The following is a 13,237-nucleotide window of genomic DNA, read 5'->3' on the forward strand; positions in this document are numbered from 1 at the left end:
CGGATCGGCCGGCCCCCAGGCGGCGACGAGCCCGGCGCCCCCATCGGGAACGCCGGGCTCGTTCGTGCCTTCGCTCAGGACTTGTTGTCCTCGGGCTCGACGTCGTCCGCCGAGTCGGCCGAGGCCAGCGGCTCGTTCGCCGCCGGCTCGTCCTCGGCCGGCACCGCGGCGGTACCGGTGGCCTCGGTCTCCTCACCGGCCAGTGCGGCAACCGCGTCGGCCCGGGCCGCCTTGCGGGCAGCAGCCCGGCCGGGCGCGGCCTTGGTCGGCGCGACGGTCAGCTCCTCGACCAGCTCGATGATCGCCATCGGCGCGGCGTCACCCTTGCGCGGACCGGTCTTCACGATCCGCGTGTAGCCACCCTCGCGGTTCGCGAACCGGGGTGCGATCTGGTCGAACAGCGTGTAAACCACGTCCTTGTCCCGGACCACGGTCAGCACATGCCGCCGAGCGTGCAGATCACCGCGCTTGGCCTTGGTGATGAGCTGCTCGGCGAGCGGGCGCAGCCGCTTGGCCTTCGTCTCGGTGGTCGTGATCTTTCCGTGCCTGAACAGTGACGTGGCGAGGTTCGCCAGCATCAGCCGCTCGTGCGCGGGGCTGCCGCCGAGGCGGGGGCCCTTGGTGGGCGTGGGCATTGGTGCTCCTTCTACAGGGGCAGCGGCTCAGAGCTGCTCGGTCTCGCGGTAGTCGTCGGTGTCGTAGTCCACGTCAGAGAAGGTGTCGACGACGTGGGTCGGGTCGAAGGTCGGAGCGGAGTCCTTCAGCCCCAGACCCATCCCGGCCAGCTTCATCTTGACCTCATCGATGGACTTCTGACCGAAGTTCCTGATGTCGAGCAGATCCGCCTCGGTGCGGCCGATCAGCTCGCCGACGGTGTTGATGCCCTCACGCTTGAGGCAGTTGTACGAGCGGACGGTCAGGTCCAGCTCCTCGATGGGCAGCGCCAGATCGGCGGCCATCTGCGCGTCCTGCGGCGAGGGGCCGATGTCGATGTGGTCGGCCGTCTCGTCCAGCTCGCGGGCCAGCCCGAACAGCTCGACCAGGGTCGAGCCGGCCGAGGCCAGCGCGGTACGCGGGGTGATCGAAGCCTTGGTCTCGACGTCGATGATGAGCTTGTCGAAGTCGGTACGCTGCTCGACGCGGGTCGCCTCGACGCGGTACGTGACCTTCATGACCGGCGAGTAGATCGAGTCGACCGGGATCCGGCCGATCTCGGCGCCGGCCTGCTTGTTCTGCGAGGCGGTGACGTAGCCGCGACCGCGCTCGACGGTCAGCTCCATGTCCAGCCGACCCTTGCCGTTCAACGTGGCCAGCTTCAGGTCGGCGTTGTGCACCGACACCCCGGCCGGGGGCTGGATGTCTCCGGCGGTGACGTCGCCGGGGCCCTGCTTGCGCAGGTACATCGACACCGGCTCGTCGTGCTCGGAGCTGACGCACAGCTCCTTGACGTTCATGACCAGCTCGACCACGTCCTCCTTGACACCGGGGATCGTGGTGAACTCGTGCAGGACGCCGTCAACCTTGATGCTGGTGACGGCCGCGCCCGGAATGGACGACAGCAAGGTACGCCGCAGGGAGTTGCCCAGGGTGTACCCGAAGCCCGGCTCCAGCGGTTCGATGGTGAACCGCGACCGGGTCTCGCTGATCGGCTCCTCGTTGAGGGACGGCCGCTGAGTGATGAGCACTTGCTTTTCCTCCGATACGTCGGGCGCCCGCTATTTGACGCCAACGCTTGTGTGGCGGCCGCCCAGGCCGGGCGGCCGCCGAAAGCTCTTACTTCGAGTAGTACTCGACGATGAGCTGCTCCTGGATCTGCGTGTCGATGACCTGCCGAGCCGGGAGAGTGTGCACGAGGATCTTCAGCTGGCTGGGGATCGCCTCCAGCCACGCCGGCACCGTCCGGGAACCGGCCTCGGCGACAGCGATGATGAACGGGGTCAGCTGGCGGGACTTCTCCCGGACCTCGATGATGTCGTGTTCGCGAACCCGGTAGGACGGGACGTCGACCTTCGTGCCGTTGACCACGAAGTGGCCGTGCTTGACCAGCTGGCGGGCCATGTCCCGGGACTTGGCGTAGCCGGCGCGGTAGACGACGTTGTCCAGCCGGGACTCCAGGATCTGGAGCATGACCTCACCGGTCTTGCCCGGCTTGCGGACGGCGTCGTCGTAGACCGCCTGGAACTGGCGCTCCAGCACGCCGTACACCCGGCGGGCCTTCTGCTTCTCACGCAGCTGGAGCAGGTACTCGGTCTCCTTCGGACGACCACGGCCGTGCTGGCCGGGCGGGAAGGGGCGCGACTCGAACGGGCACTTCGGCCCATCGCACTTGCTGCCCTTGAGGAACAGCTTCATCTTCTCCCGACGGCAACGGCGGCAGTCGGCACCTGTGTAACGAGCCATCTCTATCTATTCCTTCTCAGACCCGGCGACGCTTCGGCGGACGGCACCCGTTGTGCGGCTGCGGCGTGACATCGGCGATCGTGCCGACCTCAAGCCCGACGGCCTGCAGCGAGCGGATGGCGGTCTCCCGGCCGGAGCCCGGACCCTTCACGAACACATCGACCTTGCGCATGCCGTGCTCCATCGCACGCCGCGCGGCGGCCTCGGCGGCCAGCTGCGCGGCGAACGGGGTCGACTTGCGCGAACCCTTGAAGCCGACCTGGCCGGCAGACGCCCAGGAGATGACGGCCCCGGTCGGGTCGGTGATCGACACGATCGTGTTGTTGAAGGTGCTCTTGATGTGCGCCTGTCCGTGCGCGACGTTCTTGCGTTCCTTGCGCCGTACCTTCTTGACGGCGGCGCCGGTGCGTGCCTTCGGCGGCATAAGCTTCGTAGTCCTCCTGAATCGATCCGCTGGCGGTGACGCCGTTCCGGTCCGTCAACGGCCGTCCCCACGCGGTGCTCGAACGGCACCGCTGGGCGGCCAGTTGCGTCCCGGAGTCGCCGGCGGACCGAGCGCTCCTGATTGTTACTTCTTGCCGGGCTTCTTCTTGTTGGCTACGACCTTCTTCGGGCCCTTGCGCGTACGCGCGTTGGTACGGGTCCGCTGGCCGCGCACCGGGAGGCCCCGGCGGTGACGGATGCCCTGGTAGCACCCGATCTCGACCTTGCGCCGGATGTCCGCGGCGATCTCGCGGCGCAGGTCACCTTCGATCCGGAAGTTGGCTTCGATGTAGTCGCGGAGCTGAACCAACTCTTCGTCGGTCAGGTCCTTGACCCGCTTGCCGGGGTCGATGCTGGTCGCGGTGAGCGCCTCGGCGGCGCGGGTGCGGCCGACCCCGAAAATGTAGGTAAGCGCGATCTCCATCCGCTTCTCGCGGGGAAGATCAACGCCGACTAGACGTGCCATGGATGGGCGTGCTCCTCGTGCTCGTGGAGGTCTGTGCCCGTCCCACCCCTACCTGCCCGGGTAGGGCCCCGGCCTCCCACCGGGGGTCAGCCGCTGTCCATCGAGTGGACGAACCGCGGCTGGGACGAACCTGTCTTGTGCTACGGGCAGTGCCCGGGCGTCAGCCCTGACGCTGCTTGTGACGCGGGTCGGTCTTGCAGATGATCATGACCCGGCCATGCCGGCGGATCACCCGGCAGTTGTTGCAGATCCGCTTAACGCTCGGCTTGACCTTCACTGGTTACCCCTCATTGGTCAACCGGACGTCACTTGTATCGGTAGACGATGCGGCCACGGGTGAGGTCGTACGGTGAAAGCTCCACCACGACCCGGTCTTCCGGCAGAATACGGATGTAGTGCTGCCGCATCTTGCCGCTGATGTGTGCCAAGACCTTGTGCCCATTAGCGAGCTCGACCCGGAACATGGCGTTCGGAAGTGGCTCGATCACTCGGCCCTCGATCTCGATGGCCCCGTCTTTTTTCGGCATGTCCTCCGCTACCTGACGTCCAGTTTGATGACAGGCTCACAGAGTCCATCGCAAATGCCAGAGGACATTTACGCCAGCCGCGGAACCATCACGCCGCCGAAGCGCAGGGCAGGCATGACAGTGCGGACGCTGTGCGCCGAAAAAATAGTGTACGCGTACCAACACGCCAGCGGCAAACTCACTCCGGAGGACCGGCGCGTCGGTTGACACCGGGCCTTCGAGCGACTACCGCCAGCGATCCCGGCGCCGGTCCCAGCGGTCCTGGTGCCGCTCCCAGCGGTCCTGGCGTCGGTCCCGCTCCCGATCCTTGCGCTGCTGCTGGCGCTCCTGCTCAGCGGCCAGATAGGTGTGCGGGTCGCCACTGGCGTACGCCATGATCGTCCGGCCGAGCAAGATCGCGCCCCACGGGCCGGCAACCCAGACCGGCCACGGGTACCCGCCGAAGTCGCTGGCCACGTAGATCACCATGCAAATCAGCGTGGTGGACAGCCAACCGCCCCACATCGCGAGCAACAGCGGCGACCGTCCCTTGCGACGCTGCTGCTCGGCCGCCGGCGGGACAGGCGTCCCGTATCCGGCCTGAGCCCCCGACGGTCCGGACGGCCCGGGCGCCGCCGGCGCGACCGCCGACTGCTCCGGACTGGCCGTGCGCGGCAAGTCGTCGAGCACCCGGTCGAGTTCGCCGTAGGTCTTCGCGGCATACGCGCGCTGCAGCCGCTCGTCATACTCGGACAGGTCCAGGCGGCCCTCGTTAAGCGCCGTACGCAATCGATCAGCTACGAACTGCCGGTCCGAGTCGGCCGCTCGCAGGTCGTCACGCCCTTCCGCCACCATCAAAGCTTCCCACGCCTCGGCAAGCGGACGCCAATGCGGGTTTCCCCGAGCCGGCGGCTGCAGGTCAGGCGTCGGTGACGTGCGAGGTCAGCAGCTCGCCGAGCCGCTCGCGGCCCCCGTCCTCGGCGGTGAACACCCAGACCCCGTCCTCGTACAGGCCGATCGAGTGCTCGACGTGTACCGCGGTCGAGCCGTCCCGGGTGATCACGGTCCAGCCGTCCGACAGTTCGACGGTGTCGGCCGCGCCCATCGTGATCATCGGCTCGATGGCCAGCGCCAGCCCGGCGACCAGCCGGGGCCCCTTGCCGGCTCGACCGTAGTTGAGCACGTGCGGATCCTGGTGCATCTCGGTACCGATGCCGTGGCCGCCGTACCCGCGGACGATCCCGTACCGGCCGGCTCCGCGCAAGTGTGCCTCGATGGCGGCGGAGATGTCGGTGAGCCGGCCGCGACCGGACCGGACGCCCCGTGCCGCGGCGGCGATGCCCGCCCACATGGAGTTCTCCGCGACCTCGATCGCCCGGCTCAGATTCGGCTTGATCTCGCCCACGCCCACCGTGATGGCGGCGTCGCCGTGCCACCCGTCGAGGATCGCGCCACAGTCGATCGAGATCAGGTCGCCTTCGGCCAGCACCTGTGTCGGCGACGGGATGGCGTGCACGATCTGCTGGTTGACCGACGAGCAGATCGTGCCCGGATATCCGTAGTACCCCTTGAACGAGGGCACCCCGCCGGCCGCCCGGATGTTCTCCTCGGCCAGGGCGTCAAGGTCACCGGTGCTGACTCCGGGCGCCACGGCGTCCCGCAGCTTCGCCAGGGTGTCCGCCACCACGAGACCGGCGGCCCTCATCTTGAGCAACTGTTCGGGCGTTTTGTACTGGATGTCCAGTGTTGCGGCTCGCATACGTACGCTCATCCACCGTACGAGCGGAGTGCGTCGATCGCCCGTACCGTGACGTCCTCGACCGGCCCGGTCGCGTCGATGCCGACCAGCTTGTTCTGTGCGCCGTAGTAGTCCACCAAGGGAGCGGTGTCCCGGGAGTAGACCTTCAAACGCTCGGCGATCACATGGGGCTTGTCGTCGTCCCGCTGGTACAGCTCGCCGCCGCAGCGGTCACAGGCCGCCTCCTGGCTCGGAGCGTCGAACTCGACGTGCCAGATCTTGCCGCAGCCGCGGCACTGCCGCCGGCCGGACAGCCTCCGGATCACCTCGTCGTCGTCGACCACCAGCTCGAGCACGAGGTCCAGCTGGGTGCCCAGGTCGGCGAGGAGCTTGTCGAGCGCGGCGGCCTGCGGCAGGGTGCGCGGGAACCCGTCGAGCAGGAACCCGTCGCCGGCGTCCGGCTCGGCCAGGCGCTCCCGGACCATGTTGATGGTCACCTCGTCGGGTACGAGCTGGCCGGCGTCCATGTAGCGCTTCGCCTCGACGCCCAGCGGCGTGCCCTGGCCGACATTGGCCCGGAAGATGTCCCCGGTCGAGATCTTGGGTACCGCGAGGTGGGCCGCGATGAACTCCGCTTGGGTTCCCTTGCCCGCGCCGGGAGGACCGACAAGTACCAGCCTCACGCGACGCCACCTCCCCGACCGGCCGAGGCCCGGCCCGGTGACAACTCGCTCCACATAGCGCGCGGCGCCGCGAAGGCACTCGCGGCGCGGCGCAGCAGTCGGGTCAGCCCGCTCACTACCTCAGGAACCCTTCATAGTTGCGCTGCATGAGCTGGCTCTCGATCTGTTTCACGGTCTCCAGGCCGACACCGACGATGATCAAGACGGCCGTGCCACCGAACGGGAAGTTCTGCTTGTTGTTACCCACGAGGCCCATGAACAGGTTCGGCAGCACCGCGATGATCGCCAGGTACAGAGCGCCCGGAGCGGTGATCCGGCTCAGGATGAAGTCGAGGTACTCGGACGTCGGCTTGCCGGGCCGGATGCCCGGGACGAAGCCGCCGTACTTCTTCATGTTGTCCGCGACCTCGGTCGGGTTGAACGTGATCGAGACGTAGAAGTACGTGAAGAACAGGATCAACAGGAAGTAGACCGTGATGTTGACCCAGTCGTTCTGCTTGATCAGGTGGCGGTCGATGAACGTGTAGAGCGCGTTCGGATGGTTCGCGTCCATCAACTGGAGCGCCAGCTGCGGCAGGTACAGCAGCGAGGACGCGAAGATCACCGGGATGACACCGGCCTGGTTCACCTTCAACGGGATGTACGTGGACGTGCCGCCGTACATTCGTCGCCCGACCATACGTTTCGCGTACTGCACCGGAACCCGGCGCTGAGCCTGCTCCATGAAGACGACTGCGGTGATCACGATCAGGCCGATCGCGATGATCAGCGCGAACACGGGCCAACCCCGGCTGGTCTTGATCGACCAACCCTCGGAGGGAAGCCGAGCCGCGATCGACGTGAAGATCAGCACGGACATGCCGTTGCCGATCCCCTTGTCGGTGACCATCTCACCGAGCCACATGATCACACCGGTGCCGGCCGTCATCGTGATGACGATGACGCTGACCGTGAGCCACATGGGGATCTTGGTCTGCGGGATCGCCGGGAACTGATCGCACTGGTTGTTGAACAGCTGCCCCGACCGGGCCAGTGCGACGAACGCCGACGCCTGGAGAATCGCGAGGCCCAGGGTCAGGTACCGGGTGTACTGCGTGATCTTGGCCTGGCCGGCCTGCCCCTCCTTGCGGAGCTGCTCCAGGCGGGGGATCACGACGGTGAGCAGCTGCAGGATGATGCTCGCGGTGATGTACGGCATGATGCCCAGCGCGAACACCGACAGCTGCAGTAGCGCGCCACCGGAGAACAGGTTCAGCAGGCTGAAGACGCCGTTGCTGCCGTTCTGCACTAGCTTGATGCACTGCTGGACGTTGCCGTAGGACACACCGGGACTCGGCAGAGTGGCGCCGAGCCGGTATATAACGATCATCCCCAGCGTGAAGAGCAGCTTCTTACGCAGGTCAGGCGTTCGGAACGCACTGAGAAAGGCGGAGAGCAACTTCTTCCTCCTGCGCGGCGCGGGCCCGCGGTGCTGCGGGGTCTATGGCCAGGGCGTAGAACAAAAGCCTAGCTGGGAACGGACTCTAACAGTCCGCTCCGAGTTCGGTGAGGGGTGGATGACACATCGTCAGCCACCAATTGAAGATCATGGCGCCCGCCGGCCGCGATCGCAACCGTGCGGACCCCGCCAACCTCGACAAGTCCCGGACCGACCGCGCCAGGCCCACCCCGATCGGAGTGGGCCTGGCAGCCGAGTCCGTGGCCTCACGGGGTCAGACTTCCGTAGCCGACCCGCCGTTGGCCTCGATCTTCTCCTTCGCCGACGCGCTGAACGCGTTCGCCGACACCTGGAGCGTCACTCCGCCCAGTTCCCCGGTACCGAGAACCTTCACCGGCTGGCCCTTGCGAACCGCACCGGCCTCGACCAGTTCGGTGATACCGACCTGACCGCCCTTGGGGAACAGCTCGGCGAGCCGGTCCAGGTTGACCACCTGGAACGTCACCTTGAACTTGTTCTTGAATCCCTTGAGCTTCGGCAGCCGCATGTGGATGGGCATCTGCCCACCTTCGAAGGCCGCCGGAACCTGGTACCGGGCCTTGGTGCCCTTGGTACCGCGACCGGCTGTCTTACCCTTCGAACCCTCACCACGACCCACCCGGGTCTTCGGCGTCTTCGCGCCCGGGGCCGGACGCAGGTGGTGGACCTTGATCGTCATTACTCGACCTCCTCGATCTTCACGAGGTGGTTCACGGTGAAGATCATGCCCCGAATCTCGGGGCGGTCCTCCTTGACCACCACGTCATTGATCCGCTTCAGGCCGAGCGTGCGCAGCGTCTCGCGCTGGTTGCGCTTCGACCCGATCTCGGACCGGACCTGGGTCACCTTCAAGCGGGCCATCACGCCCCCGCTCCGGCACGCGCGGCCAGCATGGCCGCCGGCGCGACATCCTCGACCGGAAGACCGCGACGGGCGGCGACCGCCTCGGGCGACTCCAGCTTCCGCAGGGCGTTCACGGTCGCGTGCACGATGTTGATCGGGTTCGACGAACCGAGGCTCTTGGAGAGCACGTCGTGGATGCCCGCGCACTCCAGCACGGCACGCACCGGACCACCGGCGATGACACCGGTACCGGCGCTGGCCGGCTTGAGCAGCACTACGCCCGCGGCGTCCTCACCCTGTACCGGGTGCGGGATCGACGACGTGATCCGGGGCACCTTGAAGAAGTGCTTCTTGGCCTCCTCGACGCCCTTGGCGATGGCCGCGGGCACCTCCTTGGCCTTCCCGTACCCGACGCCGACCGTGCCGTCACCGTCGCCCACCACGACGAGCGCGGTGAAGCTGAACCGGCGACCGCCCTTGACGACCTTGGCGACGCGGTTGATCGTGACGACGCGCTCGAGGTGCGGGGTCTTCTCGACCGGCGCGTTACCCCGGCCGCCCTCGCGACGGTTGTCGCGGCGGTTGCCGCCACCCTCGGAGCTGCCGGACCCGCCGCCTCTGCGCTGTTGACCTGGCATGAAGCGTTCTCCTTCCTAGAACTCGAGTCCGTTTTCGCGGGCGGCGTCGGCCAGAGCAGCGAGCCTGCCGACGTACTTGTTGCCACCGCGGTCGAAGACGACCTTGCTGACGCCAGCGGCCTTGGCCCGGTCGGCCAGCAGCGCGCCGACCTTACGGGCCTGATCGCTCTTGGCACCCTCGGTGCCTCGGATCGAGGCGTCCATGGTGGAGGCCGACGCCAGGGTGCGCCCCTGCGCGTCGTCCACGACCTGGGCCACGATGTGCCGGAGCGACCGGGACACCACCAGGCGCGGGCGCTCGGCGGAACCGCGGATGTTCTTGCGGACCCGGAAGTGCCGGCGTGCCTTGCCGACCCGGCGCGTGGAGGCCACTCCGCCACCGTTGCGCCTCTTTAACAACGTAGCCGTCACAGCCCCGCCAACCTCTCTTCGCTCGCAACCAGAACCGTTGCCAGCGTCCTCGCCGAGCTCACTTCTTACCGGCCTTTCCAGCCTTGCGGCGGATGACCTCGCCCTGGTACTTCACGCCCTTGCCCTTGTAGGGCTCCGGCGGCCGGATCTTCCGGATGTTCGCGGCGACCTCACCGACCTGCTGCTTGTCGATGCCCTCGACGCTGAACACGGTCGGGCGCTCGACGGAGAACTTGATGCCGTCCGGCGCGGCCACCGTCACCGGGTGCGAGAAGCCCAGAGCGAACTCCAGGTCCTGCCCCTTGGCCTGGACCCGGTAACCCGTCCCGTTGATCTCCAGGGTCTTCCGGTATCCGGTGGTCACGCCCACGATCATGTTGTTGACCAGGGTGCGCGACAGGCCGTGCAGCTCCTTCGAGCGGCGCTCGTCGTTCGGGCGTACCACGTTGAGCGTGCCGTCCTCGGTCCGCTCGGCCGTGATCGGATCCGCCAGCGTGTGCGACAGCTGCCCCTTCGGGCCCTTGACGGTCACGGTCTGGCCGTTGATGGTCACGTCTACCCCGGTGGGCACCGTGATCGGCTTGCGTCCAATGCGCGACATGTTGTGCAGCCCTCCCGCTACCAGACCCAGGCGAGGACTTCCCCGCCCACGTTTCGCTTGCGGGCCTGCCGGTCGGTCAGCAGTCCCTGGGACGTCGAGACGATCGCGACACCCAGTCCACCGAGTACCCGCGGCAGCTCCGGCGCCTTCACGTACACCCGCAGGCCGGGCTTCGAGACCCGGCGGATCCCGGCCAGGCTGCGCTCGCGGTTCGGGCCGTACTTGAGGTCCACCGAGAGGGTCTTGCCGACAACGCCCTCCGCCGGCTCCTCTACCGACCAGCTGGAGATGTACCCCTCGGCCTTGAGGACCTCGGCGATGTTCGCCTTGATCTTCGAGTACGGCATGGCCACCCGGTCGTGGTACGCCTGGTTGGCGTTGCGCACCCGGGTCAGCATGTCCGCGATCGGATCAGTCATGGTCATGGTCAGGTCGTACCTTTCTCGCCGCGGTTCCCTGTCCGGGCCTTCGGCGAAGAGTCATCTACCAGGAAGCTTTCGATACGCCGGGGAGCTCGCCACGGTGGCCCATCTCCCGGATGCACACGCGGCACAACCCGAACTTGCGGTATACCGCCTTGGGCCGCCCGCACCGCTGGCAGCGGGTGTACGCGCGCACCGAGAACTTCGGCTTCGCGGCCGCTTTGATGATCAGCGCCTTCTTGGCCATGGTCAGCTCTCCTTGCTCTGGTCCTCACGGAACGGGAAGCCGAGCAGCCTCAGCAGCGCCCGACCCTCCGCGTCCGTGCGCGCGGTGGTCACCACGGTGATGTCCATGCCCCTGGTGCGATCGATCCGGTCCTGGTCGATCTCGTGGAACACCGACTGCTCGGTCAGACCGAACGTGTAGTTGCCGTGGCCGTCCAGCTTGCGGCCGTCCAGGCCGCGGAAGTCACGGATACGCGGTAGCGCGATCGACAGCAGCCGGTCCAGGAACTCCCACATCCGGTCGCCGCGCAGGGTCACCTTCGCGCCGATCGGCATGCCCTCGCGCAGCTTGAACTGCGCGATCGACTTGGTCGCCCGCCGTACCTGCGGCTTCTGGCCGGTGATCGCGGCCAGGTCGCGGACGGCGCCGTCGATCAGCTTGGCGTCCCGGGCAGCCTCGCCGACACCCATGTTGACGACGATCTTCACCAGGCCCGGCACCTGCATCGGGTTCCCGTAGCCGTACTGCTCACGCAGCTGGCCCACGATGTCGCTGCGGTACCGCTCCTTCAGGCGCGGCTGGGGCGCGGCGGTGGTCTCGTCGCTTCGAGTCTTGACGTCAGTCATCACAGGTCCTTACCGGAACGGCGCGCGACGCGAATCTTCGAGCCGTTGTCGTCGATGCGGTAGCCGATACGGGTCGGCGCGCCGTCCGAGTCGACGACCATCACGTTCGAGACGTGGATGGGCGCCTCCTGGGTGACGATGCCCCCGGTCTTCGAGCCACGCTGGGTGGTGCGGATGCGAGTGTGCTTCTTGACCCGGTTCACGCCTTCGACGAGGACCTTGTCCAGGCGCGGGTAGGCCGCGATGACCTTGCCCTTCATGCCCCTGTCCCGGCCGGCGATGACCATGACCGTGTCGCCCTTCTTGACCTTCACGGCCTACAACACCTCCGGTGCGAGCGAGATGATCTTCATGAACCGCTTGTCCCGCAGCTCACGGCCAACCGGGCCGAAGATGCGGGTACCCCGCGGGTCGCCACCGTCCCTGATGATCACGGCGGCGTTCTCGTCGAAGCGGATGTACGAGCCGTCCGGGCGGCGCCTCTCCTTGGCCGTGCGCACGACGACCGCCTTGACGACGTCGCCCTTCTTCACACCGGCACCCGGAATGGCGTCCTTGACGGTGGCCACGATGACATCGCCGATGCTGGCGTAGCGCCGGCCGGAGCCACCGAGCACCCGGATGCACAGGATCTCCCGAGCCCCGGTGTTGTCGGCGACGCGCAGCCGCGTCTCCTGCTGGATCACGTCATTCTCCTATGTCTGCCAGTTCTCCGCCGCCGACGACGGCGGAGCTTGGCGGAACGTCCTGCCTACTGGTGAGCTCGCTGAAGGTGCTCGCTCACTTGGCCTTCTCGAGGATCTCCACGATCCGCCACCGCTTGGTCGCGGACAGCGGACGGGTCTCCATCAGCAGCACCCGGTCGCCGATGCCGCACGCGTTCTGCTCGTCGTGCGCCTTCAGCTTGCTCGTCCGGCGAAGCACCTTGCCGTACAGCGGGTGCTTGACCCGGTCCTCGACCTCGACGACAACCGTCTTGTCCATCTTGTCGCTGACCACGTAGCCCTCGCGCACCTTGCGGCGGTTCCGCGGGGCGGTGTCAGTGTCGGTACTCATGCCTCAACCACCTCAGTCGGCGCGGCCGAAAGACCCAGCTCGCGCTCCCGCATGATCGTGTAGATCCGGGCGATCTCCTTGCGGATGACCTGGAGCCGCCGGTTGTTGTCCAGCTGCCCGGTCGCGCCCTGCACACGCAGGTTGAACAGCTCAGCCTTGGCCTCTCGCAGCCGCGTGACGAGGTCGTCCTCGGACAACTCGCGCAGCTCGACAGCCGTTGTGCCCGCTGCCATCAGCCCTCAGCCCCTTCGCGTGTGACGATGCGGCACTTCATCGGAAGCTTGTGAATGGCGCGGCGAAGCGCCTCGCGGGCGATCGCCTCGTTCGGGAAGGACATCTCGAAGAGAATCCGCCCCGGCTTGATGTTCGCCACCCACCACTCCGGTGAGCCCTTACCGGAACCCATCCGGGTTTCCGCCGGCTTCTTCGTGATGGCCTGGTCCGGGAAGATCGTGATCCAGACCTTTCCACCACGCCGGATGTGCCGGTTCATTGCGATACGAGCGGCCTCGATCTGCCGGTTCGTGACGTACGCCGGCTCAAGCGCCTGAATGCCGAACTCGCCGAACGCCACCCGGGTACCGCCCTTCGCCGCACCGTGCCGGTCCGGGTGGTGCGGCTTGCGGAAGCCCTTCGGGGGCTTACGCGGCATCAGCATGTT

The 13,237-nt window shown here is 67.2% G+C and carries 24 protein-coding genes; all 24 read right to left on the minus strand.

Translation table 11 applies throughout. The features are described 5' to 3' along the window. Positions 1–74 precede the first annotated feature (74 nt). Positions 75–635, minus strand: coding sequence for a 50S ribosomal protein L17 (gene rplQ, locus Raf01_RS01885; protein ID WP_203915929.1), 561 nt, complete (start codon positions 633–635; stop codon positions 75–77). Positions 636–662: 27 nt separating this feature from the next. Continuing rightward, entirely contained in the window at positions 663–1,685 is a 1,023-nt protein-coding gene (locus Raf01_RS01890; protein ID WP_203915930.1) for a DNA-directed RNA polymerase subunit alpha, read from the minus strand. A gap of 88 nt (positions 1,686–1,773) precedes the next feature. Beyond that, a complete protein-coding gene (gene rpsD, locus Raf01_RS01895; protein WP_203915931.1) occupies positions 1,774–2,400 on the minus strand; it encodes a 30S ribosomal protein S4 in 627 nt (208 codons plus the stop codon). 16 nt (positions 2,401–2,416) lie between these two features. Then, positions 2,417–2,824, minus strand: coding sequence for a 30S ribosomal protein S11 (rpsK, locus tag Raf01_RS01900; protein ID WP_203915932.1), 408 nt, complete (start codon positions 2,822–2,824; stop codon positions 2,417–2,419). A 144-nt stretch (positions 2,825–2,968) separates the two neighbouring features. After that, the gene (rpsM, locus tag Raf01_RS01905; protein WP_203915933.1) at positions 2,969–3,349 is read right to left on the minus strand and encodes a 30S ribosomal protein S13; all 381 of its coding nucleotides are present in this window, start codon (positions 3,347–3,349) and stop codon (positions 2,969–2,971) included. 160 nt (positions 3,350–3,509) lie between these two features. Continuing rightward, positions 3,510–3,626 carry a 50S ribosomal protein L36 gene (gene rpmJ / locus Raf01_RS01910; RefSeq protein WP_203915934.1) on the minus strand — a complete coding sequence of 39 codons (117 nt, stop codon included), beginning with the start codon at positions 3,624–3,626 and terminating at the stop codon, positions 3,510–3,512. A 28-nt stretch (positions 3,627–3,654) separates the two neighbouring features. After that, positions 3,655–3,876, minus strand: a complete 222-nt coding sequence (gene infA / locus Raf01_RS01915) for a translation initiation factor IF-1 (RefSeq protein ID WP_007073013.1) — start codon at positions 3,874–3,876, stop codon at positions 3,655–3,657. 225 nt (positions 3,877–4,101) lie between these two features. Beyond that, on the minus strand, positions 4,102–4,710 hold the full coding sequence (locus tag Raf01_RS01920) for a DUF1707 SHOCT-like domain-containing protein (RefSeq protein ID WP_203915935.1): 609 nt from the start codon (positions 4,708–4,710) through the stop codon (positions 4,102–4,104). 64 nt (positions 4,711–4,774) lie between these two features. After that, positions 4,775–5,614, minus strand: a complete 840-nt coding sequence (gene map, locus Raf01_RS01925) for a type I methionyl aminopeptidase (RefSeq protein WP_203915936.1) — start codon at positions 5,612–5,614, stop codon at positions 4,775–4,777. Positions 5,615–5,622: 8 nt separating this feature from the next. Next, positions 5,623–6,276, minus strand: coding sequence for an adenylate kinase (locus tag Raf01_RS01930; RefSeq protein ID WP_203915937.1), 654 nt, complete (start codon positions 6,274–6,276; stop codon positions 5,623–5,625). Between the two features lie 115 nt (positions 6,277–6,391). Next, positions 6,392–7,714, minus strand: a complete 1,323-nt coding sequence (secY, locus tag Raf01_RS01935; protein WP_203915938.1) for a preprotein translocase subunit SecY — start codon at positions 7,712–7,714, stop codon at positions 6,392–6,394. Between the two features lie 274 nt (positions 7,715–7,988). Beyond that, positions 7,989–8,432: a 50S ribosomal protein L15 gene (rplO, locus tag Raf01_RS01940; RefSeq protein ID WP_203915939.1), complete on the minus strand. Its 444-nt coding sequence runs from the start codon at positions 8,430–8,432 to the stop codon at positions 7,989–7,991. Then, positions 8,432–8,614, minus strand: coding sequence for a 50S ribosomal protein L30 (gene rpmD, locus Raf01_RS01945; protein ID WP_203916133.1), 183 nt, complete (start codon positions 8,612–8,614; stop codon positions 8,432–8,434). The genes rplO and rpmD overlap by 1 nt, the downstream gene beginning before the upstream one ends. Continuing rightward, on the minus strand, positions 8,614–9,234 hold the full coding sequence (gene rpsE / locus Raf01_RS01950; protein ID WP_203915940.1) for a 30S ribosomal protein S5: 621 nt from the start codon (positions 9,232–9,234) through the stop codon (positions 8,614–8,616). Before rpsE ends, rpmD begins: the two co-directional genes overlap by 1 nt. A 15-nt stretch (positions 9,235–9,249) precedes the next feature. Continuing rightward, the gene (gene rplR / locus Raf01_RS01955) at positions 9,250–9,645 is read right to left on the minus strand and encodes a 50S ribosomal protein L18 (protein WP_444544540.1); all 396 of its coding nucleotides are present in this window, start codon (positions 9,643–9,645) and stop codon (positions 9,250–9,252) included. Positions 9,646–9,703: 58 nt separating this feature from the next. Next, positions 9,704–10,246: a 50S ribosomal protein L6 gene (rplF, locus tag Raf01_RS01960; RefSeq protein WP_203915941.1), complete on the minus strand. Its 543-nt coding sequence runs from the start codon at positions 10,244–10,246 to the stop codon at positions 9,704–9,706. Between the two features lie 17 nt (positions 10,247–10,263). Then, positions 10,264–10,671 (minus strand): 30S ribosomal protein S8, encoded by a 408-nt coding sequence (gene rpsH / locus Raf01_RS01965; RefSeq protein ID WP_203915942.1) that lies wholly within the window; start codon positions 10,669–10,671, stop codon positions 10,264–10,266. Positions 10,672–10,729: 58 nt separating this feature from the next. Next, complete coding sequence (locus Raf01_RS01970) at positions 10,730–10,915, minus strand: type Z 30S ribosomal protein S14 (protein WP_203915943.1); 186 nt, start codon at positions 10,913–10,915, stop codon at positions 10,730–10,732. A 2-nt stretch (positions 10,916–10,917) separates the two neighbouring features. Beyond that, positions 10,918–11,520, minus strand: a complete 603-nt coding sequence (gene rplE, locus Raf01_RS01975; RefSeq protein WP_203915944.1) for a 50S ribosomal protein L5 — start codon at positions 11,518–11,520, stop codon at positions 10,918–10,920. Continuing rightward, positions 11,520–11,834 (minus strand): 50S ribosomal protein L24, encoded by a 315-nt coding sequence (gene rplX, locus Raf01_RS01980; protein ID WP_203915945.1) that lies wholly within the window; start codon positions 11,832–11,834, stop codon positions 11,520–11,522. Before rplX ends, rplE begins: the two co-directional genes overlap by 1 nt. Before the next feature lie 3 nt (positions 11,835–11,837). Next, positions 11,838–12,206, minus strand: coding sequence for a 50S ribosomal protein L14 (gene rplN, locus Raf01_RS01985; RefSeq protein WP_203915946.1), 369 nt, complete (start codon positions 12,204–12,206; stop codon positions 11,838–11,840). A gap of 94 nt (positions 12,207–12,300) precedes the next feature. Further along, on the minus strand, positions 12,301–12,576 hold the full coding sequence (gene rpsQ / locus Raf01_RS01990) for a 30S ribosomal protein S17 (protein WP_203915947.1): 276 nt from the start codon (positions 12,574–12,576) through the stop codon (positions 12,301–12,303). Further along, positions 12,573–12,809, minus strand: coding sequence for a 50S ribosomal protein L29 (gene rpmC, locus Raf01_RS01995; RefSeq protein ID WP_203915948.1), 237 nt, complete (start codon positions 12,807–12,809; stop codon positions 12,573–12,575). Before rpmC ends, rpsQ begins: the two co-directional genes overlap by 4 nt. Continuing rightward, positions 12,809–13,234 (minus strand): 50S ribosomal protein L16, encoded by a 426-nt coding sequence (rplP, locus tag Raf01_RS02000; RefSeq protein WP_203915949.1) that lies wholly within the window; start codon positions 13,232–13,234, stop codon positions 12,809–12,811. The genes rpmC and rplP overlap by 1 nt, the downstream gene beginning before the upstream one ends. Positions 13,235–13,237 lie beyond the last annotated feature (3 nt).

The organism is Rugosimonospora africana (genome assembly GCF_016862975.1).
In the GTDB taxonomy this organism is placed as follows: domain Bacteria; phylum Actinomycetota; class Actinomycetes; order Mycobacteriales; family Micromonosporaceae; genus Rugosimonospora; species Rugosimonospora africana.

What these genes read in the sequence shown, in the direction of transcription:
- rplQ (WP_203915929.1), bottom strand. Translation starts at nt 635, where the DNA reads ATGCCCACGCCCACCAAGGGCCCCCGCCTCGGCGGCAGCCCCGCGCAC.
- rpsD (WP_203915931.1), bottom strand. Translation starts at nt 2,400, where the DNA reads ATGGCTCGTTACACAGGTGCCGACTGCCGCCGTTGCCGTCGGGAGAAG.
- rpsK (WP_203915932.1), bottom strand. Translation starts at nt 2,824, where the DNA reads ATGCCGCCGAAGGCACGCACCGGCGCCGCCGTCAAGAAGGTACGGCGC.
- rpsM (WP_203915933.1), bottom strand. Translation starts at nt 3,349, where the DNA reads ATGGCACGTCTAGTCGGCGTTGATCTTCCCCGCGAGAAGCGGATGGAG.
- infA (WP_007073013.1), bottom strand. Translation starts at nt 3,876, where the DNA reads ATGCCGAAAAAAGACGGGGCCATCGAGATCGAGGGCCGAGTGATCGAG.
- Raf01_RS01920 (WP_203915935.1), bottom strand. Translation starts at nt 4,710, where the DNA reads ATGGTGGCGGAAGGGCGTGACGACCTGCGAGCGGCCGACTCGGACCGG.
- map (WP_203915936.1), bottom strand. Translation starts at nt 5,614, where the DNA reads ATGCGAGCCGCAACACTGGACATCCAGTACAAAACGCCCGAACAGTTG.
- rplO (WP_203915939.1), bottom strand. Translation starts at nt 8,432, where the DNA reads ATGACGATCAAGGTCCACCACCTGCGTCCGGCCCCGGGCGCGAAGACG.
- rpmD (WP_203916133.1), bottom strand. Translation starts at nt 8,614, where the DNA reads ATGGCCCGCTTGAAGGTGACCCAGGTCCGGTCCGAGATCGGGTCGAAG.
- rpsE (WP_203915940.1), bottom strand. Translation starts at nt 9,234, where the DNA reads ATGCCAGGTCAACAGCGCAGAGGCGGCGGGTCCGGCAGCTCCGAGGGT.
- rplF (WP_203915941.1), bottom strand. Translation starts at nt 10,246, where the DNA reads ATGTCGCGCATTGGACGCAAGCCGATCACGGTGCCCACCGGGGTAGAC.
- rpsH (WP_203915942.1), bottom strand. Translation starts at nt 10,671, where the DNA reads ATGACCATGACTGATCCGATCGCGGACATGCTGACCCGGGTGCGCAAC.
- Raf01_RS01970 (WP_203915943.1), bottom strand. Translation starts at nt 10,915, where the DNA reads ATGGCCAAGAAGGCGCTGATCATCAAAGCGGCCGCGAAGCCGAAGTTC.
- rplE (WP_203915944.1), bottom strand. Translation starts at nt 11,520, where the DNA reads ATGACTGACGTCAAGACTCGAAGCGACGAGACCACCGCCGCGCCCCAG.
- rpsQ (WP_203915947.1), bottom strand. Translation starts at nt 12,576, where the DNA reads ATGAGTACCGACACTGACACCGCCCCGCGGAACCGCCGCAAGGTGCGC.
- rpmC (WP_203915948.1), bottom strand. Translation starts at nt 12,809, where the DNA reads ATGGCAGCGGGCACAACGGCTGTCGAGCTGCGCGAGTTGTCCGAGGAC.
- rplP (WP_203915949.1), bottom strand. Translation starts at nt 13,234, where the DNA reads ATGCTGATGCCGCGTAAGCCCCCGAAGGGCTTCCGCAAGCCGCACCAC.